The organism is Micrococcus sp. HG099 (genome assembly GCF_024723355.1).
GTDB lineage: Bacteria > Actinomycetota > Actinomycetes > Actinomycetales > Micrococcaceae > Micrococcus > Micrococcus endophyticus.
Genome location: NZ_JANQCJ010000016.1, coordinates 1 through 22,067, shown reverse-complemented (window position 1 = coordinate 22,067; position 22,067 = coordinate 1). Strand labels below are relative to the sequence as shown.

At 73.6% G+C, this 22,067-nt stretch carries 16 protein-coding genes; 6 read left to right on the top strand and 10 right to left on the bottom strand.

Going from position 1 to position 22,067, the window contains the following annotated elements; all coding sequences use genetic code 11:
- Window positions 1–16 precede the first annotated feature (16 nt).
- Window positions 17–457: a hypothetical protein gene (locus NWP10_RS02820; protein WP_017488577.1), complete on the bottom strand. Its 441-nt coding sequence runs from the start codon at window positions 455–457 to the stop codon at window positions 17–19.
- 22 nt (window positions 458–479) lie between these two features.
- Here NWP10_RS02820 and purN point away from each other — a divergent pair, with 22 nt between their 5' ends.
- Window positions 480–1,043 carry a phosphoribosylglycinamide formyltransferase gene (gene purN / locus NWP10_RS02815; protein ID WP_017488576.1) on the top strand — a complete coding sequence of 188 codons (564 nt, stop codon included), beginning with the start codon at window positions 480–482 and terminating at the stop codon, window positions 1,041–1,043.
- Here purN and NWP10_RS02810 read toward each other — a convergent pair.
- Window positions 1,030–2,454 (bottom strand): MFS transporter, encoded by a 1,425-nt coding sequence (locus tag NWP10_RS02810; RefSeq protein WP_258299828.1) that lies wholly within the window; start codon window positions 2,452–2,454, stop codon window positions 1,030–1,032. The two genes, purN and NWP10_RS02810, sit on opposite strands and share 14 nt — an antisense overlap.
- Before the next feature lie 136 nt (window positions 2,455–2,590).
- Between NWP10_RS02810 and purH the strand changes: the two genes are divergently transcribed.
- The 3 genes from purH (at window position 2,591) to NWP10_RS02795 (ending at window position 7,094) form a co-directional block, all read left to right on the top strand.
- Window positions 2,591–4,297 (top strand): bifunctional phosphoribosylaminoimidazolecarboxamide formyltransferase/IMP cyclohydrolase, encoded by a 1,707-nt coding sequence (gene purH / locus NWP10_RS02805; RefSeq protein WP_258299827.1) that lies wholly within the window; start codon window positions 2,591–2,593, stop codon window positions 4,295–4,297.
- 178 nt (window positions 4,298–4,475) lie between these two features.
- Window positions 4,476–4,775 (top strand): hypothetical protein, encoded by a 300-nt coding sequence (locus NWP10_RS02800; RefSeq protein WP_258299826.1) that lies wholly within the window; start codon window positions 4,476–4,478, stop codon window positions 4,773–4,775.
- Window positions 4,776–4,871: 96 nt separating this feature from the next.
- Window positions 4,872–7,094 carry an NADP-dependent isocitrate dehydrogenase gene (locus NWP10_RS02795; RefSeq protein ID WP_258299825.1) on the top strand — a complete coding sequence of 741 codons (2,223 nt, stop codon included), beginning with the start codon at window positions 4,872–4,874 and terminating at the stop codon, window positions 7,092–7,094.
- Window positions 7,095–7,220: 126 nt separating this feature from the next.
- Here the strand turns inward: NWP10_RS02795 and NWP10_RS02790 are convergent, their stop codons facing one another.
- Window positions 7,221–7,814 carry a methylated-DNA--[protein]-cysteine S-methyltransferase gene (locus NWP10_RS02790; protein WP_258299824.1) on the bottom strand — a complete coding sequence of 198 codons (594 nt, stop codon included), beginning with the start codon at window positions 7,812–7,814 and terminating at the stop codon, window positions 7,221–7,223.
- A gap of 73 nt (window positions 7,815–7,887) precedes the next feature.
- Between NWP10_RS02790 and NWP10_RS02785 the strand changes: the two genes are divergently transcribed.
- Window positions 7,888–9,486: a TIGR01777 family oxidoreductase gene (locus NWP10_RS02785; protein WP_258299823.1), complete on the top strand. Its 1,599-nt coding sequence runs from the start codon at window positions 7,888–7,890 to the stop codon at window positions 9,484–9,486.
- A gap of 75 nt (window positions 9,487–9,561) precedes the next feature.
- Here the strand turns inward: NWP10_RS02785 and NWP10_RS02780 are convergent, their stop codons facing one another.
- From NWP10_RS02780 to NWP10_RS02750, 7 genes are all read right to left on the bottom strand, one after another.
- Window positions 9,562–13,917, bottom strand: a complete 4,356-nt coding sequence (locus NWP10_RS02780; RefSeq protein ID WP_258299822.1) for a glycosyltransferase — start codon at window positions 13,915–13,917, stop codon at window positions 9,562–9,564.
- A gap of 1 nt (window position 13,918) precedes the next feature.
- Entirely contained in the window at window positions 13,919–14,494 is a 576-nt protein-coding gene (locus tag NWP10_RS02775) for a hypothetical protein (protein ID WP_258299820.1), read from the bottom strand.
- Window positions 14,491–16,053 (bottom strand): hypothetical protein, encoded by a 1,563-nt coding sequence (locus tag NWP10_RS02770; RefSeq protein ID WP_258299819.1) that lies wholly within the window; start codon window positions 16,051–16,053, stop codon window positions 14,491–14,493. The genes NWP10_RS02775 and NWP10_RS02770 overlap by 4 nt, the downstream gene beginning before the upstream one ends.
- On the bottom strand, window positions 16,050–16,490 hold the full coding sequence (locus NWP10_RS02765) for a hypothetical protein (protein ID WP_258299818.1): 441 nt from the start codon (window positions 16,488–16,490) through the stop codon (window positions 16,050–16,052). The genes NWP10_RS02770 and NWP10_RS02765 overlap by 4 nt, the downstream gene beginning before the upstream one ends.
- Before the next feature lie 137 nt (window positions 16,491–16,627).
- Window positions 16,628–18,475: a glutaminase gene (locus tag NWP10_RS02760; RefSeq protein ID WP_258299817.1), complete on the bottom strand. Its 1,848-nt coding sequence runs from the start codon at window positions 18,473–18,475 to the stop codon at window positions 16,628–16,630.
- Between the two features lie 62 nt (window positions 18,476–18,537).
- Window positions 18,538–19,680 carry a hypothetical protein gene (locus NWP10_RS02755; protein ID WP_258299816.1) on the bottom strand — a complete coding sequence of 381 codons (1,143 nt, stop codon included), beginning with the start codon at window positions 19,678–19,680 and terminating at the stop codon, window positions 18,538–18,540.
- Window positions 19,681–19,728: 48 nt separating this feature from the next.
- Window positions 19,729–20,865 carry a hypothetical protein gene (locus NWP10_RS02750; RefSeq protein WP_258299815.1) on the bottom strand — a complete coding sequence of 379 codons (1,137 nt, stop codon included), beginning with the start codon at window positions 20,863–20,865 and terminating at the stop codon, window positions 19,729–19,731.
- 33 nt (window positions 20,866–20,898) lie between these two features.
- Here NWP10_RS02750 and NWP10_RS02745 point away from each other — a divergent pair.
- The coding region (locus tag NWP10_RS02745; protein ID WP_258299814.1) for a helicase-related protein at window positions 20,899–22,067 on the top strand (1,169 nt) is incomplete at its 3' end.

Here is a 22,067-nt window from a genome sequence, read left to right as displayed (position 1 = left end):
CAGCCCGCACTCCGGTTCAGGGCCGCAGCTGCGGCACGCCCGTGCGCTCCTCCACGGCGCGGGTGAACGCGTCCGCGCACGCCTGTTGCGCCCGGACGGTCAGGGCCGAGGAGGTGCACCGCTCCAGCTCGACCGTCGCGTCCCAGGCCAGCAGCGGCAGCGCCGCCGTCGTGGTGCCGAACAGCGCGAGCGCCATGCCGCCGGCCGCCACCGCGCGGGGCAGCCCGGCGCGCCGCTCGCCGCGGCTCGTGAGCCACACGCGCACGCCCAGCACGAGGGCGACGAGCCCGAGGACCAGCGCCGCGAGCTTCCACGGCAGCACGAGGGAGAGGCTGAGCACCATGCCCAGCAGCGCCACGGACTGCCACAGCAGGATGCGGCCGGTGCGGGCGCGACCCGGGTCCGGGGCGTCGTCCTGCGGCGGGCGGGGCGGGGTCGAGGGGAGCGGTGCGGACACCCCCTCACCCTACGATGGGCGCATGCGCATCGTGGCCCTCGTATCCGGTTCCGGCACCAACCTGCAGGCCGTCCTGGACGCCGTCGCGTCCGGGGCCCTCGACGTCGAGATCGCGGCGGTGGGCGCCGACGTCGCCGACGCCGGCGGCCTCGAGCGGGCCCGCGCCCACGGCATCGAGACGTTCGTTGTCTCCCCGCGGGACCACGCCGACCGGCACGCGTGGGACGCGGCGCTCGCCGACGCGGTGGCCGCCCACGAGCCCGATTGGGTGCTGTGCTCCGGGTTCATGCGCATCCTCGGCGCGCCCCTGCTCGAGCGCTTCGAGGGCCGCATCCTCAACACCCACCCGGCGCTGCTGCCCTCGTTCCCGGGGGCCCACGGCGTGCGCGACGCCCTCGCCCACGGGGTGAAGGTCAGCGGCTGCACCGTGCACGTGGTGGACGCCGGCGTGGACACTGGCCCGATCCTCGCCCAGGCCGCGGTGCCCGTGCTGGATACGGACACCGAGGCCGAGCTGCACGAGCGCATCAAGGTCCAGGAGCGGGCCCTACTGCTGCGCGTGCTCGGCGAGCTCAGTCGGCGCTGACCTCGAGGGCGCGGCCCCGGGTCTCCGGGGCCAGCGCGAGCATCGCGACGCACGCGAGCAGCACCAGGCCGCCGGTGACGGCGAACGCGGCCGGCAGCCCCATCGCCGGCACCAGCGTGCCCACGAAGAACAGCGGGCCGAGGCCCGCGCCCACCCGGGACGCCGCCGAGGCCCAGCCGAAGCCGGATGCGCGCAGCGTCGTCGGGTAGAGCTCGGACACGTACGTGTAGAGCACCGGGATCGCGATCTGCACCACGAACCCGAAGGCCAGCACGAGCGGCAGCACCGCGGATGGCACGCCCAGCACGCTCGCCAGCCACACCAGCAGGGCGCTGGCGACGACGGCGCTCACCCCCAGCAGCCAGCGGCGGCCGGTGACCTCGATCAGCACGGTGGCCACCACGACGCCGAGCAGGCCGGCGGCGGCCATGCCGGAGGTCATGATGAAGGCGCGGCCCTCGGCGTAGCCGGCGTCGATGAGGAACGTCGGCAGCCACTGCAGGGCGATGTAGTAGACGAGCATGATGGCCACGAACAGGGCCCAGGCCACCGCGGTGATGCGCGGAGAGAACCGCCAGACGGCGGCCAGCTGGGCGAGGACGCCGTCGGCGCGCTCCTGCTCCACCGGGGGCATGACGTACTCGCGGCGCTCGGCGCCGGTGGCCTCGACCATGCGGTCGATGACCTTGCGGGCCTCGGCCTCGCGGCCGCGGCTCATGAGGAACAGCGGGGACTCGGGGATGCCCAGGCGCACCACGAACACGAGCAGCGCCGGCAGCACCATGGCCAGCAGCGGCAGGCGCCAGTCGCCCCACGTGCCCACGAGCCACGCGGAGACGAGGCCGCACAGTGCGGCGCCCACGGGCCACCAGCCGTCCATCGCGGCCAGGACGCGGCCGCGCAGGCGGCGCGGGGTGAACTCGCCCACGAGCGCGTAGTCCACGGGGATGGTGCCGCCCAGGCCGACGCCGGCCACGAAGCGGAACACGGCGAACCACAGCAGCGAGTCCGTCAGCGCGCCCGCGAGGGTGAACACGGAGAAGATCGCCAGCGTCCACGCGAAGGCCGCCTTGCGCCCGATCCGGTCCGCGATCGTGCCCCACAGGAACGCGCCGACGGCCATGCCGATCAGGTTGGCCGTGCCGATCCACGCGGCGTCCGCCGGCGCCAGGGCCCACTCCTCGCGCAGCAGCGGGATCATCACGCCGTTGAGGGTCACGTCCCACGCGTCGAACATGAACCCGAGGCCGCCGATCAAGAAGATCCGGCCCTGCACGGACCAGCGCCAGGGCAGGTCCTGGACGACGGCCTCGCCGGTGGGCGGGGCGTCCCCGGAGCGGGCGGGGGCGACGACGGCGGGCGCGGGATGCGCGTCGGCGTCGCCGTGGCGGGGCGGAGTGGAGGAGGCCATGGTCGGTTCCCGTTCGATCGGTGCGGTGCTCGGGTGCTGGGAGAGGCGCGTCGCACTCGCGCGCGGACCCAGGGCCATTATGCGGCCGGGCCTATGCTGGGGACGCACCCGGACCCCCTCGAATGGAGCGCCTCCCGTGACCTCTGCCCAGCCCCCCGCCGCCGTCCTGGACTCCGTGCCCCTCAAGCGGGCCCTGATCTCCGTCTACGACAAGACCGGCCTGGAGGAGCTGGCCACCGGCCTGCACGCCGCCGGCGTGCAGATCGTCTCCACCGGGTCCACCGCCCAGCGCATCGCCGACGCCGGCGTGCCCGTCACCGAGGTCGCCGAAGTCACCGGCTTCCAGGAGTGCCTGGACGGGCGCGTGAAGACCCTGCACCCGCGCGTGCACGCCGGGATCCTGGCCGACCGCCGCCGCGAGGACCACGTGGCCCAGCTGCGCGACCTCGAGGTGGAGCCCTTCGACCTGGTGGTGGTGAATCTCTACCCGTTCGTGGACACCGTGAACTCGGGCGCCGCGGAGGACGCCGTCGTCGAGCAGATCGACATCGGCGGGCCCTCCATGGTGCGCGCCGCCGCGAAGAACCACGCGTCCGTGGCCGTCGTCGTGGACCCGGCCCGATACCCGGACGTGGTGGCCGCCGCGCAGGCCGGCGGCTTCGACCTGCGCGCCCGCCGGCGCCTGGCCGCCCTGGCCTTCGCCCACACCGCCGGGTACGACAACGCCGTGGCCGCCTGGACCGCCGCCCACTTCGCCGAGGACACCGAGCAGGACGACGTCCCCATCTTCCCGCCCTACGCCGGCTTCTCCCTCGAGCGCGCCGAGATCCTGCGCTACGGCGAGAACCCGCACCAGCCCGCCGCCCTCTACCTGGACTCCTCCGCGGCGCCCGGCATCGCGCAGGCCGAGCTGCTGCACGGCAAGCCCATGAGCTACAACAACTACGTGGACGCCGACGCCGCCGTGCGCGCCGCCTTCGACCACCCGGCCCCCGCCGTGGCGATCGTCAAGCACGCCAACCCGTGCGGCGTGGCCGTGACGGACGAGGGCGCCGACGTCGCCCAGGCTCACGCCAAGGCCCACGCGTGCGACCCCGTGTCCGCGTTCGGGGGCGTGATCGCCGCGAACCGCCCCGTCACCGCGGTCATGGCGGCCCAGGTCAAGGACGTGTTCACGGAGGTCGTGGTCGCCCCGTCCTTCGAGCCCGAGGCCCTGCAGATCCTCACCGCCAAGAAGAACCTGCGCCTGCTGGCCCTGCCCGAGGGCTTCGTGCGCGACGCCGTCGAGGCCAAGCAGATCTCCGGCGGCATGCTCCTGCAGATCGCCGACGCCGTGGACGCCGACGGCGACGACCCGGCCACCTGGACCCTCGCCGCCGGCGCCGCCGCGGACGAGGCCACGCTCGCCGACCTGGCCTTCGCGTGGCGCGCCGTGCGCGCCGCCAAGTCCAACGCGGTGCTGCTGGCGCACGACGGCGCCACGGTGGGCGTCGGCATGGGCCAGGTCAACCGCCTCGACTCCTGCCGCCTGGCCGTGGAGCGGGCCAACACCCTGGGCGCCGCGCAGACCGGCGGCCAGGACGTGACGACGTCCGAGGTCACGACCGCCGGCGGCGCGGAGAACGTCTCCGGCGAGGGCGCACCGGAGCGCGCCCGCGGCGCGGTGGCCGCCTCCGACGCGTTCTTCCCGTTCGCGGACGGCCTGCAGATCCTCATCGACGCCGGTGTGCGCGCCGTGGTCCAGCCGGGCGGCTCCGTCCGGGACGAGGAGGTCGTGGCCGCGGCCGAGGCCGCCGGCGTGACCCTGTACTTGACCGGGGCGCGCCACTTCTTCCACGGCTGACCGAGGGGTCCCCAGGTGGAGCTGTCCTGCAAAGTGCCGTCATGAGCGCGACTCCGCGCCCCATACCGGCGTTCTGCAGGACAGCTCTCGGTCTTCCGCAGCCCTGCCCGGTCCCGACGCGGCCCCGGGCGCCGTCGTCGCCGTGGATCGGGTGCAGGTTGCGGCCTAGTCTGAGGCCATGATGTTCGGCGGCGACATGATGCGCGACCTGATGGTGGGCTCCGGCTGGCTCGGCCTGCTGGCCTGCATGGTGCTGGGCGGGATCGCCCGGCTGCCGCTCGCGGCCGCCGGGACGCGCCGGGCCGAGGGCCGCCCGTGGGCGGTGCAGGGCGTGCTCGGATTCGGCCGGCTCGGGCCCCGGGCCCGAGGGAGCGCCCCCGGCCGACCCGTCGCCGGCCTGGTACCCGCGCGAGGACGGGGACGAGCGGCGCGGCTGAGGCGGGCGGCCGACGTCGTCGCGGGTCTCCACACGGTGTGACGCGTCCGGCACGGACGGTAGATTGGCGACGAGACACCAGTCCCATGCCCATCACGGCCGCGCCGCGAGCACGGCCAGAAGGAGTGACGTTCACGCATGTCGAAGATCATCTACACGCTGACGGATGAGGCCCCCATGCTGGCCACCGCCTCCCTGCTGCCCATCGTGCGCGCCTACGCGGGCACCGCGGGCGTGGAGCTGGAGACGCGTGACATCTCCCTGGCCGGCCGCATCCTCGCCGCGTTCCGTGACGTCCTGCCCGAGGACCAGCGCACCGACGACGCCCTCGCCGAGCTCGGCGAGCTCGTGAAGACCCCCGAGGCCAACGTCATCAAGCTGCCGAACATCTCCGCCTCCGTGCCGCAGCTGCGCGCCGCCATCAAGGAGCTGCAGGAGGACGGCTACGCGCTGCCCGAGTACCCGGACGAGCCGAAGACCGACGAGGAGAAGGACGCCAAGGCGCGCTACGACTCCGTCAAGGGCTCCGCCGTGAACCCGGTGCTGCGCGAGGGCAACTCGGACCGCCGCGCCCCCAAGGCCGTGAAGAACTACGCCAAGAAGTTCCCCCACTCGATGGGCGAGTGGACCCCGGACTCCAAGACCGCCGTCGCCACCATGGGCGCCGACGACTTCCGCTCCAACGAGAAGTCCGTGACCATGCCGGCGGACGACACCCTGACCATCGAGTTCGCCGGCGCCGACGGCGAGACCACCGTCCTCAAGGACGGCCTGAAGGTCCTGGCCGGCGAGGTCGTGGACGGCACCTTCATGTCCGCCAAGGCCCTGGACGCGTTCCTGGCCGAGCAGGTCAAGCGCGCCAAGGACGAGGGCATCCTCTTCTCCGCCCACCTCAAGGCCACCATGATGAAGGTCTCCGACCCGGTGATCTTCGGCCACGTGGTGAAGGCCTACTTCGCCGACCTGTTCGCCCAGTACGGCGAGCAGCTCGAGGCCGCCGGCCTGAACCCGAACAACGGCCTCGCCGCCATCGAGGGCGGCCTGGACAAGCTCGACGCCGAGACCGCCGAGGGCGTGAAGAAGGCCATCGCCGCCGCCTACGAGGACGGCCCGGACGTGGCCATGGTGAACTCCGCCAAGGGCATCACCAACCTCCACGTGCCCTCCGACGTGATCGTGGACGCCTCCATGCCGGCCATGATCCGCACCTCCGGCCGCATGTGGAACAAGGACGACCAGACCCAGGACACCCTGGCGGTCATCCCGGACTCCTCCTACGCCGGCATCTACCAGGCCGTGATCGAGGACTGCAAGAAGCACGGCGCCTACGACCCCACCACCATGGGCACCGTCCCGAACGTGGGCCTCATGGCGCAGAAGGCCGAGGAGTACGGCTCGCACGACAAGACGTTCATCCTCGAGTCCGCGGGCACCGTGGCCGTGAAGAACGCCGCCGGCGAGACCCTGATCTCCCACGACGTCGAGGCCGGCGACATCTGGCGCGCCTGCCAGACCAAGGACGTGCCGGTGCGCGACTGGGTGAAGCTGGCCGTGACCCGCGCCCGCGCCTCCCAGACCCCCGCCGTGTTCTGGCTGGACGAGACCCGCGCCCACGACCGCGAGCTCATCGCCAAGGTGGAGGAGTACCTCAAGGAGCACGACACCGAGGGCCTGGACATCCGCATCCTCTCCCCGGTGGACGCCGCCACCCTGTCCGTGGAGCGCATCCGCCGCGGCGAGGACACCATCTCGGTGACCGGCAACGTGCTGCGCGACTACAACACGGACCTGTTCCCGATCCTCGAGCTGGGCACCTCCGCCAAGATGCTCTCGATCGTCCCGCTCATCAACGGCGGCGGCCTGTTCGAGACCGGCGCCGGCGGCTCCGCTCCGAAGCACGTGCAGCAGCTGGTGGAGGAGAACCACCTGCGCTGGGACTCCCTCGGCGAGTTCCTCGCCCTGGCCGTGTCCTTCGAGCACGAGGCCGAGGCGAACTCCAACGCCCGCGCGCAGGTGCTCGCGGACACCCTGGACGCCGCCACCGGCACCCTGCTCACCGAGGGCAAGTCCCCGGAGCGCAAGGTGGGCGAGCTGGACAACCGCGGCAGCCACTTCTACCTGGCCCTCTACTGGGCCCAGGAGCTGGCGAAGCAGACCGCGGACGCCGAGCTGGCGGCCGCGGCGAAGCCGGTCGCCGAGGAGCTGGAGGCCCAGGAGGAGACCATCTTGGCCGAGCTCAACGGCGTGCAGGGCTCCCCGGTGGACCTGGGTGGCTACTACGCGCCGGACATGGCCAAGGTGTCCGACGTGATGCGCCCCTCCAAGACCCTCAACGGGATCCTGGACAAGCTCTCCGCCTGATCGGCCGAGCCACCGAGGGCCCCGTCCCGGAGCGATCCGTCGCTTCCGGGGCGGGGCCCTCGGGCGTCCAACCGGCGCTTTCGTGCGGGGAACGGGAGGCTTCGGCACCGTGAGCGCGGGCGGGCCTCAGCCGGCGTGCGCGGCCTCGTGGGCCAGCAGCGCCCCCTTGGCGGCCGTCCCGTAGAGGTACTGTCCGGGGCCGCCGTCGGAGCGGACCACGCGGTGGCAGGGCACGACGACGGCCACCAGGTTGGCGGCGCACGCCCCGCCGGCGGCGCGCACGGCCCGCGGGGACCCGCACCGTTCGGCCAGGCTGCCGTAGGTCACGGGGGAGCCGGGGGCGATGCCGCGCAGCTCCCGCCAAGCCCGCTGCCGGAACGCGGTGCCCGGCTGGGCGACCTCCAGGGCGTCGAGCGCGGCCACGCTCCCCGCCGCGTAGGCCGCCAGGGCGTCGGCGACGGGCTGGGACACACCCGGGTGGGGCTCCACCGGGCGCGGGTTCATCTCGCGGTCGGCGGTCGCCGGGTCCAGGGCCTCGAGCCGGTCCATGAGCGTCTCGAGGAGGCGCCCGATCGCGGCGGCGGGGGGCTCCGGGTCCTCCGGCACGGCCACGCCGGAGGCGCGCACCGTCTGGTCCTCGGGGGAGAAGACGGCCACGAGGGTCAGCTCGGTGGCGGGCAGGGCGGCGGCGGTCCAGCGCAGCTCGGGAAGCAGGTCCATCCCGTCATTGTCCTCCACGGCACCGGCCCGGACAGGTGTTCGCGCCTCCACCATCTGTGCCACGCTGGCCTGCATGACCGAGATCCGCGTCTTCGAGCACCGCACCCTCCTGCGCCACCCGCGTGACGTCGTCTTCCGCTGGCTGGAGAACCCCGGCGCGCTGGAGCGGCTCACCCCGCCCTTCGCCGGCGAGGTGGTCCAGGGGCCCTCTGACGGCCTCCGTGTGGGCTCCGAGTCGCGGCTGCGCATCCAGGCCCCCGGGGCGGCCGGCCTGTTCGCCGGTGCCGCCCACGGGATGCTCACCGGCCTGCTGCCGGACGCCGTCGCCTCTCGCCTCCCCGGCGGTGCCGCGCCTGCGGTGCCGTGGAGGGCCCGCCACACGGCCTACGAGGAGGGCCGCATGTTCCGGGACGAGATGGTCTCCGGCCCCCTCGCCTCCTGGCGGCATACCCACCTGCTCGACGACGCCGCGCCCGGTGAGGCGGACACGGCGGACGGGCGGCGCGGCACGGTGGTGACGGACCACATCGAGTACGCCCTGCCCGGCGAGGACCTGCTGGGCCGGGTGCCCGGCGTGGGCGCCGCGGCGTCCCGACGCGCCCACGAGGCGTTCGAGGCGGAGCTCAGCCGCCAGTTCGCCTACCGCGCCCGCGTGATGGCCGATGACCTGGACTTCCATGCCGCCCACCCCGGCCCCCTCGTCGGCGGACCGGCCCGCACGGTCGCGGTGACGGGGTCCGGCGGACTGATCGGCCGGCAGCTCTGTGCCCTGCTCACCACCGGCGGCCACCGGGTCGTCCGGCTCGTACGGAGCCCGAAGAAGGCCGGTGCGCTGGATGCGGCGCTGTGGGACCCCGGCCGGGAGACCGTGGACGAGGACGCCCTGGCCGGGGCCGACGTCGTCGTGAACCTGGCGGGCGAGCCCATCGCCGGCCGCTTCACGGACGAGCACAAGGAGGCCGTGCACGACTCGCGCGTGCGCGGAACGCGCACCCTTGTGGACGCGCTCGCCCGGATCACCGCACGGGAGGGGGACGACGCGCGGGCGCGGGCGCTCGTGAACGGCTCGGCGATCGGATACTACGGGGCGGATGCGGGCACGGGCCCATTCGGTAGCGGCCTCGTGGAGGATCTGGAGCCCGGGGACGACTTCCTCGCCGAGGTCGTGGCGGACTGGGAGGCCGAGGCCCGGCGCGCCGAGGCGGCCGGGATCCGGGTCGCGATGCTGCGGACCGGCGTGGTCCTGAGCCCAGCCGGGGGCATGCTGCAGCAGGTGCTGCCGCTGTTCCTGGCGGGCGTGGGCGGGCCGATCGCGTCCTCCGGCGGCGAGAGCCACGACGGCAGCCCGTGGCTGAGCTGGATCGGCGCGGACGACATCGCGGGGGCCTTCGCCCACGCGGTGCTCGACGACGGCGTCACCGGCCCGCTGAACGCCGTGGCGCCCGAGCCCGTCACCGCGAAGGAGTTCGCTGCGATCCTGGGCCGCGTGCTGCGCCGTCCCGCCGCGGTGCCGACGCCGGGCTTCGGCCCGCGCCTGCTGCTCGGGGCCGAGGGCGCCGAGGAGACCGTCCGGGCGGACCAGAAGGCCGTAGCCGACCGGCTGCTCGCCTCCGGCTACGCCATGCGCGACCCCGAGCTGGAGGGCGCGCTGCGGCACGTGCTAGGGCGGTGAGCCGCCCGCGGGGCCCGGCCTCGCCGTGAGGGACGGGCCGCCGCCGGCGCCCTGACCCCGGCGCCCGGACCCCGGTCAGCGCAGTTCGGCCACGTCCTCGAGTCCCGCCTCGATGATCGCGCTGTCCACCCGGTCGTGCTCGTCCGGGTGCGCCGCTCGGTAGCGGGAGACGAATCCGGCCTGGCCGCGCATGAGGAGGCGGATCGAGCCGAGATCGTGCGGGTCGGTCAGCGTGGCCGAGACCGTCCGCAGGTGGCGCAGGACGGCCAGGCGCTCCCGCACCGCGAAGTCGAAGGTGAGGTCGCGGCGGGAGACGGAGGCCGGACGCAGGACGCGCAGGTAGGCGGCCTTCGGCATCGGGGCCGCGGGGGAGAGGTGCAGGCCGCGGCCCAGCAGCTGGGCCATGAACACGACGTCCTCCCCGGAGGAGAGGTCCTCCGGGTACCGGCAGTCCACGGCCACGTCGCGGGGGATGAGCTTGCAGGCGTTCATGCTCAGTGCCCCGCCGTGGCGGCCCAGCAGGCGGCGGCCGCCCCGCAGCGCGGCGAGTCGACGGGCGGTGTGGGTCTGCTCGTCTCGCGTCCCGTCCGGCCCCAGGTCGTGCATGGTCCCGAAGGCGACGTCGGTCGGAGACGCGCTCAGCCACATGCTCAGGAGGTAGTCGGGGTCGAGCAGGTCGTCGTCGTCCACGAAGGTGACGTACTCTCGCGACGCGGCGGCGATGCCGACGTTGCGGGCGCCGCCCACTCCGGGCTCGGCGAGGAAGCGGTAGATCGTGGGGATGCCGGTCTGCGCCGCGAACCGGCTCACGGCCGCCTCGGAGTCCGGGGACCCGCCGTTCTCCACCACCACCAGCTCCAGGAGATGGGACGGCAGGCTCTGCCCGGCGAGCGAGTCGAGCATGCCCTGGATGCGGTCGGCGCCGCGATGGGTGGCGAGCACCACGGAGACGCCTTCGACCGGGACGGGGACGTTGTCCCCGTCGCGCGGCCCGGCCTGCGCTGCGGGCTCCTCGGGGGCATCGAGGGCGGCCGCCCGGGCCGTCGCCGGCGCCGACGCAGCGGGGGCCTCCAACGGCACGGACAGGCCCGCCCAGCGCAGCAGGTCGGCGGGCCGCACCTCGACCGCAGCGACGGGCAGCACGCGCTCCACCACCGTGGGCGCGCCCGTGAGCAGGGGCGCCGCGAGGGCGGGAGTCGGCGTCGTGACCACGTCGTGGCGCCGCAGGAGGGGGAGGACCTCGTCGAAGCGCTCCCCGGCCCGGTGCCCCAGGGCCACGGAGCGGGCGCCCAGGGATCGCGCGCCGGCCACCACGCGCCCCAGGGCGGCGTGGGCGGTCGCGTCCGCGCCTGTGAGCCCCGGTTCCCACGCGGGGTCCTCGAGGAGGGCGAGGTCCAGGACCACCAGATCGGTGGAGGGGGCCACGGGCGCGGTGAGGTCGGCCGGGGAGAGCCGCGTCACCCGGGCGCCGGCGGCGGCCCATGCGTCGGCGAGGTCCTGGCCGCCCGCCAGCAGCACGTGGAGGTCAGCGGGATCGCGCTGGACGGCCGCGGGGCGGCCCGGATAGTCCAGGCGCGCCCACGGCCGGGACACGGGGGCGCCGGCCGCAGGCGCGGCGGTCGGCGTGGCGGCGAGGGACAGCTCGGCCGCCAGCGGCGAGCCGGAGAGCAGGCCGGTCTCGTCCACGACGCCGTCCATCCCCGCGAAGGCGCGCAGCACCACGTGGTCGAGGGGCTCGTCGGAGTCAGGCGCGGCCAGGGCGCGCTCCGCGCGGGCCACGTCGGCCGGGTCCGTGACGATCCAGGTCGCGGTCAGGCCCAGCCGGTCGGCGGCCAGCGCGGCGGGGAGGGCCACCCACCAGGGGCCGCAGGCGAGCAGGCGGGTGCGACCGGTGCGGCGCGCCTCGGCGGCGATGCGGCCGGCATGGGCCTCCACCCAGCGGTCCGCGCGGGCGGGACCGCCGAGGTCCGAGACCGCCATGCCGCGGTCGGGCTGGATGTCGTCCGCGACGGGATCCAGCGGCGCGTCGCGGGGGTCGGTGAAGGCGTGGGGGGCGAGGTCGATCGTCCACCGTTCGAGCCCGTCGAGGGCCAGACGCGTCGAGCTCTGTCCGACGCTGCGCACCGTGAGCGGGGCCCCCTCTGCGGCGTGCCGGGCGCGGGGCCCCGGGAGCAGCAGGCCGAAGCGCCGGGAGTCCAGGGCGGCGACGCCGCGCACCCACATCTCCGCGTCCTTCAACGGGCCCGCCGACGCGGCGGCCAGGCTCGGGTGGGCGTCCAGCGCCTCGAGGGCACGGATGTAGGAGCCGTCCCGGAGGGCGTCCTGGACATCGGCGAGGAACTCGTCCTCCACGGCGGGTACGGCGTCGGCCCCGGCCGTGAGCTCGCGCAGCAGCTCCACCCAGCGGTCGAGGACCACGTGGGTCTCATAGGGGTCCGCCACGGTGGCGGCGCGCGCGGCGACGGCGGCGTAGCCCGCCTCGGAGCGGTTGGCCTCCAGCACGAAGGATGCGATGGACTCGGTGTCCTCGAAGGTCCACTCGTCGCCGAAGATCTCGCGCGCACCGGCTCGATCCCACACGAGGGGCACGGCCCCCGAGGCCGCCCCCTCGACGCCGGCCATGTGGAAGGTCTCCCGGACGCTCGGCGAGAGCATCCAGCCGATCCGGCGCAGCCAGTTGCCCATGTCCGGCGCGAACGGCTCGAAGGAGACGCCGTCGCGCAGCAGCGGGTCTGCGCCGATGCGCTCGTAGAAGAGCCGGTAGGCGTCCTGGTGGCCCGCCTTGGCCCACTCGTAGGAGTAGTCGAAGGGATTGTTCCCCCGCAGGTGGAGGACGTAGCGGGGGTCCTGCTCGCGCAGCAGCCGGAGCAGGTCGAGCGCGCGCTCCGGGCGCTTGAGGATGGGCACGTAGCCGGCCAGCCCCAGGTGGAACCGGGCGTCGGGCAGCTTCTCCCGGTACAGGTCGTCGCGGTCCACCGAGTTCGGCATCGCCCGGACCACGGCGGCCGGCCAGCCTTTCATGGCGAGGGCCTGTTCCCGGTAGGCCTCGGACGGGACCAGGATCGCGGAGCAGCGGTCCACGCGGAGGTCGTCGATGAACGTGGACAGCAGTTCGAAGCCGTGGAGGCGGACGATCAGCTTCTGGTCCGGACGAAGGTGCTGGGAGTACCAGATCGCATTGCGCACCGCGAACTCGGCGATCACGACGTCGGCCCACTCCAGGTAGGGCCGGCTGATCTCGGGCTGGGGGTGGTTGTGGTGCTTGAACACGTCGATGCGGAGGTCGACGTCCGGGTGTGCGGCCAGGCCGCGGATGAGATCCCCGGCGAACTTGAAGTCGGAGCCTGCGAGCACCACGCGCAGCGGGCGACCCGGTGCGGGGCTCAGGGGCGCGTGGGCCCGCGGGTGGGGGAACCACGCGGGCAGGCGGGGTGAGGGGGCGTCGGAGAGCGGGGAGGGGTCGGGTCGCCCGGCCGCCTCGCGCTCCTCGGCGGGGACCACCAGGTCCGCGGAGGAGGAGAGGACGGTCAGTCCCGGGTGGTCGTGCTCCGGGCGGGCCTCGTCCGGCTCCCTGAGCGCCACGGGCCGGATTCCGCGGTGCAGGTAGTGCTCGATGGCCGTCGCCCTGCCTGCCGGGTCCGCCGTGGTGGGCACGAGCCCGTAGGCAGCCGGCGCCCCGCCCGGGACCGCGCCGAGCTGCCTGCCCGCGAGACGGATCCACCGGGGGTCCTCGGCCGTCGGGGCCTCCGGCTCGCCGGTGAGGAGGACGCGCGGCACGTGTCGCAGGGCCCGGGTGCGCTCCTGGTAGGCCGACAGGGACGGCAGCGAGGCGGCCGTGAAGAAGTCGAGGTCGATCTCCAGGTCGGCGCCCGGAGCGAAGGCGGCAGCGGGCGCGCCGGGGGAGAGGGTGGGGAGGAGGCCCACGCGGGAGGCGAGCCCGGCGTGCAGGGCCTCGAACACGGCGCGCTGCCCCTCGGAGACCACCAGCAGGCGGTGGACGCCCGCACCGATGCCCTCCAGGCGGTCCAGGAGCCGCTCGTCGAGCAGCTCGGTGCGATAGGGGGCGTCCAGGGGGACGGCCCAGAGCGTGCGGGCCAGCGCACCCCCACGGGCGACGGCGTCCACGAGCTCGGCGCCCTGCACCAGCGTCCAGTCCGCCGCGGTGTCCCGGGCATGCGTGACGATCCGCCGGGCATGCAGGCGGGGCGCGAGGCGGACGGCGTCGGGGCCCTGCTGCTGCACCGCTGGAGGCAGGAGGCTCACCCCGAGCTCCCCCAGCGTCTCCTCGACGGCGGCCGAGGGCGGGGCCGAGGGCAGGAGCGTGACGGCATGCCCAATGTCACGGAGGGCGCGGCAGACGGCCGCCACCCAGAGCCGGGCGGCGGAGGAGCCCTCGGTGGACAGGGTGGGGGCGAAGAGGACCGCAGCCATCTCAGAGACCTTCCTGGGTGGTGGGGCCGGGTCGACCGGCGGCTTCGGCCGCGAGCGCGGTCCAGAGCGGGGTCTGGACGGCGCGCTCCTCCATGTCCACGGCGGGCACGTTCGTCATGTCCACCGTGCAGGCCGCCAGCAGCAGGGCGTCCCCGCTGCCGTGCAGGGGGCGCCGGGGGAGGCCGAAGACGCTGCCGCCTCGGCGTCGGACGGCGTCGGCGGCGTCCACCAGCTCCTGGAGGAGCGCGGGCGCGGCATGCGTGTCGGCGCCGAGCCAGGGGCCGGCGGCGAAGGCGTCCCAGTCCAGGACGAGGGCTCGGACGAGGGGGAGCTCGACCTGGTCGACCAGGGCGCCCGGGATCCCAGCCACCGCGGGGGCGGCCTGCGCGACGTCGCCCAGGAGGGCGGGGGAGCCGACGACGACGGCCCGGGCGGCGGCCTGCGACTCCGGCAGTCCCAGCAGGGCCGCCCGGGTCAGGCCGTGCGGGTTCTCGGGCACGGCCGGGGTGGAGGCCCGCCCCAGGGCGGTGAGGACGGTGTCGAGGTGGGAGGGGGGCTGGACCGGCTGCGGGCTCATCGGGGACCTTCCTCCGGATCGCTGGCGACGGCGTCGCCGAACTTCTCCTCCACGGCGCGCCACAGGACCTCGCGGGCGCCGGCCACATCGTGCACGGCGGAGCGGTGCCGGGGCGAGAGGCCTGACATGGTGCTCCCCTCCTCGACGATGGCCCACGTGGCCGCCGTGGAGCCCGAGTAGTCGCTCCACTTCGACGGCAGATAGGGGTTCACCGCGTGGTGGGCCCCCGAGGCGGCGTCCCGGACGACCAGGAGGTCGAAGGCGTCCGTGGCGGCGAGGAATTCGAGGAACGGCAGGGACGGATGGAAGCGGACCAGGTGCTCGACCCCTTCGGCGCCTACCCCGCGGAGCGCGCGCTCGACCAGGTTGGCGTAGGAGGCGGCGGAGAAGCTGCTCAGCCGTCGGCCGCCGTGGTCGGCGGCCACGTAGTTCGTGTGCACGTGGAGGCGGACCCGTTCGCGGATCCGCTCGGGCAGCGTGCGCAGCGCCGAGGTCACCTCGAGCAGGCCCCGCGAGGAGTAGAACTCGCCGAAGTAGGCGACGTTCAGGTGCTCCGGTCCCACCTGGGGCGAGGCCTCGCACATCCGGTAGAACGGACGGGGCAGCACCGGGTGGTGGCTCACCGTCGAGACCGCCATGACCCGGGAGCGGAGGTCCTCGCGCCCGATCGCGGCGAGCATCGTCTCCCGCTGCAGGGCGTTCGTGAAGATGATCTCGTCCGCGAAGGCGAAGACCAGGCTCTCCGGCAGGGCGAACACCGTGCGCTCGCGGTCGTCCAGGGGTCCGTACCGTGCCTCGAACGCCTCCGTGAGCGTCCGTGAGCACTCGTCGTCCGCGATCGGCCCCCCGCGGTGGCGGCCCTCGACGTCCTGGGAGAGGGGATCGGAGAACTCCGCGACCCAGCGCACGCCCGGATGCCGCAGCTTCACGAGGGCGCCGGCCAGGAGGGAGGGCGACCACATGGCGCGCGTGTACAGGAACTCGTAGGGCTCGGCCCGGTCTGCCATGTACCGCTCGGCGAGTGCGGCGGCGCGCAGGGCGAACGCCGCGTGCGGCCCCCAGGTGGCCCAGGCGGGGGAGAACGGCAGGAAGTGCTTGGAACGGACGTAGGGCGCGGAGATGCGCTCGATGGTGGGATCCATCTTCTTGTGATGGAGGAACGAGCAGGCGATCACGTCCACGGAGTCGCCGAACTGCCGCAGCCGCTTGGAGGCGACGGTGGAGCCGGTGTCCTGGAACGGGGAGAAGTTGTAGAGCAGGGCGAGCCCGCGTGCCGGCGGTATCACCCGGTCCCAGGGGAGCTTGTCGGCGCCCGGGACGAGCAGGACGTGGTCGCTGAGCTCCGTGCGGTCGACGGCGGGGTCGGCCAGCATCCCTCGCAAGGCGTCGAGCGCCTGCTCGGCGAGGTCGTTCCGGCCTTCGGCCGACGCCGCACGCCAGACCGCGGCCGCCTCTCGGGCCGCCCGGGCCTGCGCGGGGCCGGTCTCGAGGTCGCGGCCGGGGTCGGGGGTCAGGCCCAGGCGCCGGGCCTGGTCGAGCAGCGCACCCGCAGCCGTCATCGACGGGTCCCGGGCGCGGGCGGGACGGCGCCGTCCGCTCGGCGGTCCTCCTCCAGCAGAAGCCGTGCCATGCGCATCTCCCGCCGGAACTCCATGGCGGTGGCCGAGATCTCGTCCAGGGCGGTGTGCTCCGCGGACGCGACGGCGGTCTCCATCCGCTGGGCGGCGCGATCCAGCCGGTCGGCGACCTCCCGCAGCTGCCTCGCCGTCCGGGGGGACGCGGTCGAGGCGCCCCCACGGGCCAGGCGGTTGCCCATCGTCCGCGTGGCCGCGACGAGGCGGCGGGACTGCAGGTGGGTCAGCGCGGCGAGCGCGGCGAGCGCGAGACCGGCGCAGACCGCGGACCAGCGGAACGCCCCGAGCCCGCCGGCCACGGCCGCCGCGATGCCGAGGACGGCTGTCACCGGGATGGCGGCGCGGTAGAGCAGGTGCGTCACGGGGTTCTCCTCACGGGCGTCGGGGACGCCAGGGATCGGGGGCGGAGGTCGCGCGGCCTGCCGGCGGGGCACGCCGTAGCCGAGACAGTATCCCACGTCCGAGGTCCTCGGCCGGGCAGCGGGACGCCCCGGCCCTGTCAATCCTGCAGTGCGCCGGTTTCCCGGATGAGCTGGCTCAGCGCGGTGAACGCGTCGCGGGCCAGCGCCTCCCAGAGGGCCAGGGCCAGCTGCGGGAAGCCCTCCTGGAGCGCGACCATCACCTGGGCGGTGAGGACGCGCGCCGTGACCGGCCCCCGCGCGCGGACGGTGGAGGGCTGGCGGCCGGGCTGGCCGAGGGCCATCTCGCCGAACGTCATCCCCGGGGTGAGCAGGGTGCGGCGCACGCGACGGCTGCCCGTGCCCTGGCCGGAGAGCTCCACGGTGCCGGAGACGATCACGTAGATGCCGCCGAACGGCTGGCCGGCACGACGGATGATCTGACCGTCCGAGTAGACCCGCTCGTCCATCATGGACTCGAGCAGGCGCGCGTCGTCCGCGGAGAGGTGCTGGAGCAGAGGTGCCACGGCCGCCTCCTGGGCGTCCCGCGGCAGCAGGTGGGGGGCGTGCTGGGAGAGCAGTCGCTGCTCGGCCCACTGGGCGGCACGCGAGCGGGAGTCGAAGAACACGAACTGTGCGCCCTCGGCGGCGGGGTCCACCCCCTCGGCCTCATCCTGCAGCGGCTCGGGCAGGTCCACCTCCACGGACTCCTCGACGGCCGCCATCAGCTCCCTGATCTCCGCGGCGTCCCGGTCCACGACGACGACGTCGAGCCCGTTGCCCAGCGCGCGGGCGAACCACTGGGCCACCAGCAGCCGGGCCGGACGGGAGATGGAGCTGACCGAGCGCATGTCCACCACGAGCGTCTCGAGGGCCTCCGGCAGACCGCGGCTGACGCGTGCGATCGCGTCCACCTGGCTGAAGCCGAGGTGACCGCCCAGCTCCAACACGTGCACGGTGTCCGCGAATCGCCCGAGCGCCTCCAAGACGACGGCGCTGCGCATTGTGCCCGAGGGCGCCTGATCGATCCGGTAGTGGGTGCGCAGGGCCGCGCGCGGGGAGCCGGTGACCACCGACGGATGCAGCTCGAAGTCCTCGACGATCGTGCGCAGGGCGGCCATCGCCGCGGCGCCGAGCCCGTTCTCGTCCGTCGTGTCCGACTGCAGCGCCAGACCGAGATGGCCCGGCACCACCACGAGCACGGTGCCGCCGCGCGTGGACGCCCACCCGGGCTGGCCGACGTCGTACGCCCACCGGGAGTCCCGGGTGTCCATGCCGCAGGAGTCCATCACGGAGAGCACACCGCGGACCGTCTCCTCGCTCAGCACACGGTCCCCGGTGACGGGGTGGACACCGCCGTGCGCGAGGGTGCCGGCGAGCAGGGCGAGGTCCTCCACGGTCACGGCGGCGGCACGCACCGTGGCGATGTCCTCGAGCAGCGTCTCGGGGTCGGCGTCCAGCGTGTCGAGGGACTTCATCAGCCACGCAGCCGACCGGGTGTGGTGCTGGGCGCGGTTCTCCGCACGCGCGGCCGACTCCGTGACGGTGACCTCGCGGTCGAACAGTGCGGAGAGCAGCTGCATCATGCGTGCGGTACGGTCGCGGCCACCCCGCCCCTTCACCAGGGAGGCCGTGGCCACCGCGCCCGCGTTCTGCAGCGGGTTGTGCGGCAGGCCCGTGACGGCGTCCACCTCGACCCGGTGGTCCAGGTCGCGCACGGGGGCGGCTCCCACGCGCTCGCCCACCCGCACCGCGCCGAGGTCCTCGAGGGCCTGCGCATGGAACAGGGGAGAGGCGAGCGTGGCCAGAGGCACGGACGTCATGGATCCGGAGACGTAGCGGTGCCCGTCCACCATGAGCATCGCGACGCCCAGCCCGTCCGGGACATCCCCCTCGCCCGTGTGGGCCGACGTGAGGCGATCGAGGTGCTCCTGGACGGGTGTGGTCATGGGTCACAGCCTAGTCAGTGGGACAGTCCCGGGACAGCGTGGCGGAGGCGGTGACGGCGGCCTTAGAGCTGGTTGCGCACGGCCTTCATGGCCGTGGCCGCGTCGAACCAGTCCTGGCGCTCGTAGGGCGGCACACCGAGGCGGAGCAGCCGCGCATACCACTCGCCGAGCAGCTCCGGGGGCAGTCCCGCGTAGGCCTGTGGATTGAACCGCTCCATGAAGGCCAGAGACGTGGCCGGGATGCGCTCCAGCACGGGACCGGGGATGCCTTCCTCGTTGTAGAGGAGGGATGCGGCCTCCGGCCCGAGGACGCGCAGCACATACAGGGCCGCGAGGTCGTCGGCGAACACGGCACCCCACCTTCGCGGCTGCCCCAGCACGGGTAGGTCCGGCAGGACGAGATCGAGCCCTGCGCGCCGCGCGACTGCCTCGAGGAGCAGCCGCTTGCGGTGGTATTTCACTTCTCCGCGGTGGGCCACGGAGGCCAGCACGTCCAATAGCAGTTCCGGGCGGCGCTGCGCGCACACGAGCATCGTGCCCGCCTCCGAGACGCCGGCCACGGGGGAGGCCGGCCCGACCCCAAGGGCCTCGGCCACCGGGGTCGTCCGCTGCGGGACCGGCCCTGTGAACGCCGCGGGCAGGGACGAGGCCTGAATGTCGCCCGAGCCCAGCACGGCCAAGTCCAGTTCGTCCCGCAGCAGGATGCCGGCCGAGGACATGAACGCCTCGGTGCCGTGCAGGTTCAGGCCGAGATCCACCAGGTTGGTCTCCACGATGTGCGTGGGGAACCGTGAGTACACGGGGCGCTCCCGGGCGAACCGTCCGCCGAAGTCCAGGGAGACGAGATGGGCCTCCGGCATGATGAGCCGGGCCGCTAGCGAGTCGAAACCGCCGGAGAAGTTCAACGCCTGCGCCGTGCCAGGCTCGCGGCTGAGGTCCGTGCTCGGAGCGTGCTCCACGCGGGCGCCGGTCATCTTCTCCATGGCGGCGCTCAACCGCGGACCGATCGGCAGGTCGATCTGGACCTCGTCGAACACCTCGCCGCACAGACCGGCGTACACCGCGGCGATGAGATCCGGGGCCGGGGTAAAGGCGTAGGGCAGACGGAACCAGAGCTCCTGAGCCTCCCCGTGCCGATGGACGGCGCAGGTGATGACACCCTCGTCCGAGACGTCCACGGCCGTGAATGCGATTGCCCTAGGCATGATGACTCCATGTCCCTAAATAAATCTGCCCATCTCAGGTCAATTAGATCAAAGTTGACCGCGGATTGCCTTCATTGCAAGGCTGGCAGTATGCCAATCAACCCGCCCATAAGGGAGAATTCCAAGTTGAATGAGACGGGAGCTCAGCATGGCGTTCTGTTCCAGGTGCAGACCCGTGAAAGCGTGGGGGTTGAACCGCTCGAAGAACGTCAGCTCAGTCTTCTCGATCATGTCCAAGACGGCGTCGGGAACGCCTCCGCCGTATGCATCCACCACGCGGGCACCACCGAGCACTTTCATCACATACAGCGCCGACAGGTCATCTGCGAACTGAGATCCCCATGTGGGGCGGGAGGTGGGCAGTCGCTCAGTCGAAAGGTTCGGAGTCAATCCCAAGCGAGAGCTTACGGCTTCGAGCATCAATCTCTTGCGATAATGCTTCATTTCCCCGGGATGAGCCACGGAAGCGAGGATGTCATCTAAAGCGTCGGGGTGAGCGCGCGCCGTTATCATCATCGCCCCTACCTCTGACACCCCGCTTACAGGGTTAACGATTTGGAGGAATGGGGCGGACGGTATGGCCTGGGTGGATGGTGTCGAGGGCCCTGTGAAAAGTCGAGGCAGCGATCCGGCCTGAATGGAGCCGAAGGACACCACTCCCAGGTCCAATTCGTCGCGTAGCAGAATGCTGCCTATGCCCATGAAGGACCAGCCGTTCCTGTTTAGTTCAAGATCAACTAGATTCGTCTTGACGATATGGGGGCTGAACCGCTCGAAAAGCGGCCTCTCGCGAGCGAATCGACCTCCAAAATCCAATGAGATAAGTTCACACTCCGGCAATACGGCCCGCGCCGCTAAAGAGTCGAATCCGCCTGAAAAGTTCAGGGCATGTTGCCGGCCTTTTCGACGAACGATGTCTCTACCAGGCCTGTGCACGAAGTCGGAGCGTGTGGCAACACGGATCAAGTCTGCGGCGTCGGGGCCCAGCGGCAGGTCCATCTCGACCCGGTCGAAAACCGTCCCGCAGAGCGTGGCCAGCCCGGCCGCGAGGAGATCAGGTGCGACCGTGCCGGCGAATGGCAGGTCGAACCACAACTTGTCCTCCACTCCGTCTCGCGTCACCGTGCAGCTGACGTGACCGGCCTGGGAAAGATCGAACTCGGTGAAAGAGATGCTCTGGGCCATTTCTGCAGTCTAAGCGCGGGCACAATGGACCCGATGCCCACCCCCGTCGACCCCGTCACCGTCCCCACCGCCCTCGCCGCCGCCCTCGACCGCCTCGGTGCCGGGCTGACGTTCACCGCCGCCCTGCCCGACTTCGAGGCGGCGCTGGACGCGCGCGGGGTGGCCGTCGTCGAGGCGCCCCCGGGCACGGGCAAGACCACCGTGGTCCCGCCCGCGCTCGCGGTCCGGCTCGCGGACCACGGCGGTGGGCGGGTCCTGGTCACGCAGCCGCGCCGGGTTGCGGTGCGCGCGGCGTGGCGGCGGCTGCGCTTAGCCGTCCTGGACGCCGCGGACCGGACCTCCGCACCGGACGCCCTCGCGGACGCCGCCGTCGGGTACGCCGTGCGCGGCGACGCGGCGGGCGGCGGGGCCTCGGCCGTCGAGTTCGTGACCCCGGGCCTGCTGCTGCGCCGCCTCCTGGCCGACCCCGGGCTCGACGGCGTGGGTGCGGTGGTCCTGGACGAGGTCCACGAGCGGGACCTGGACACGGACGTGCTCTTCGCACTCCTCGCCGATCTGCGCCAGCTGCGTCCCGAACTCGCGCTCGTGGCCATGTCCGCCACCGTGGACGCGGCGGCCCTGGCCGCCCGCTGGGCCCGCGGCATGGGGGAGGAGGCGCCCCTGCCCGTGGTCTCCACCCCGGCCGTGCTGCACCCGCTGCGCGAGGAGCACGTCCCCTTCCGCGGCCACCGCCTCACCGCCGAGGGCCGCGTGGACCGGGTCTTCCTCGACCACGTCGCGGCCACGGCCGCGCGCGCCCACGCCGAGGCGCTCGAGGCCGACCCGACCGTGGACGCCCTCGCCTTCCTGCCCGGTGTGGCCGAGGTCGAGGCGGTCGCGGGTCGTCTCGCCGCGCTCGCCCCGGACACCGAGGTCCGCGTCCTGCACGGCCGCCAGGAATCCACCGACCAGGACGCCGCGCTCGCCGGCCGCGCCGACCCCGCCGTGCCGCGCGTCGTCGTCGCGACGGCGGTCGCCGAGTCCTCGCTGACCGTGCCGGGGGTGCGCCTCGTCATCGACTCGGGTCTGGCCCGCGAGCCGCGCCGGGACCGGGGGAGGGGCATGGCCGGGCTCGTCACCGTCCAGGCCTCGCGTGCGGCCGCCGGCCAGCGTGCGGGCCGCGCCGCCCGCCTCGGCCCCGGCACCGTGGTCCGCTGCCACAC

What these genes read in the sequence shown, in the direction of transcription:
- NWP10_RS02750 (WP_258299815.1), bottom strand. Translation starts at nt 20,865, where the DNA reads ATGGCCCAGAGCATCTCTTTCACCGAGTTCGATCTTTCCCAGGCCGGT.
- NWP10_RS02810 (WP_258299828.1), bottom strand. Translation starts at nt 2,454, where the DNA reads ATGGCCTCCTCCACTCCGCCCCGCCACGGCGACGCCGACGCGCATCCC.
- NWP10_RS02755 (WP_258299816.1), bottom strand. Translation starts at nt 19,680, where the DNA reads ATGCCTAGGGCAATCGCATTCACGGCCGTGGACGTCTCGGACGAGGGT.
- NWP10_RS02795 (WP_258299825.1), top strand. Translation starts at nt 4,872, where the DNA reads ATGTCGAAGATCATCTACACGCTGACGGATGAGGCCCCCATGCTGGCC.
- NWP10_RS02780 (WP_258299822.1), bottom strand. Translation starts at nt 13,917, where the DNA reads ATGGCTGCGGTCCTCTTCGCCCCCACCCTGTCCACCGAGGGCTCCTCC.
- NWP10_RS02785 (WP_258299823.1), top strand. Translation starts at nt 7,888, where the DNA reads ATGACCGAGATCCGCGTCTTCGAGCACCGCACCCTCCTGCGCCACCCG.
- purN (WP_017488576.1), top strand. Translation starts at nt 480, where the DNA reads ATGCGCATCGTGGCCCTCGTATCCGGTTCCGGCACCAACCTGCAGGCC.
- NWP10_RS02790 (WP_258299824.1), bottom strand. Translation starts at nt 7,814, where the DNA reads ATGGACCTGCTTCCCGAGCTGCGCTGGACCGCCGCCGCCCTGCCCGCC.
- NWP10_RS02770 (WP_258299819.1), bottom strand. Translation starts at nt 16,053, where the DNA reads ATGACGGCTGCGGGTGCGCTGCTCGACCAGGCCCGGCGCCTGGGCCTG.
- NWP10_RS02800 (WP_258299826.1), top strand. Translation starts at nt 4,476, where the DNA reads ATGATGTTCGGCGGCGACATGATGCGCGACCTGATGGTGGGCTCCGGC.
- NWP10_RS02775 (WP_258299820.1), bottom strand. Translation starts at nt 14,494, where the DNA reads ATGAGCCCGCAGCCGGTCCAGCCCCCCTCCCACCTCGACACCGTCCTC.
- NWP10_RS02760 (WP_258299817.1), bottom strand. Translation starts at nt 18,475, where the DNA reads ATGACCACACCCGTCCAGGAGCACCTCGATCGCCTCACGTCGGCCCAC.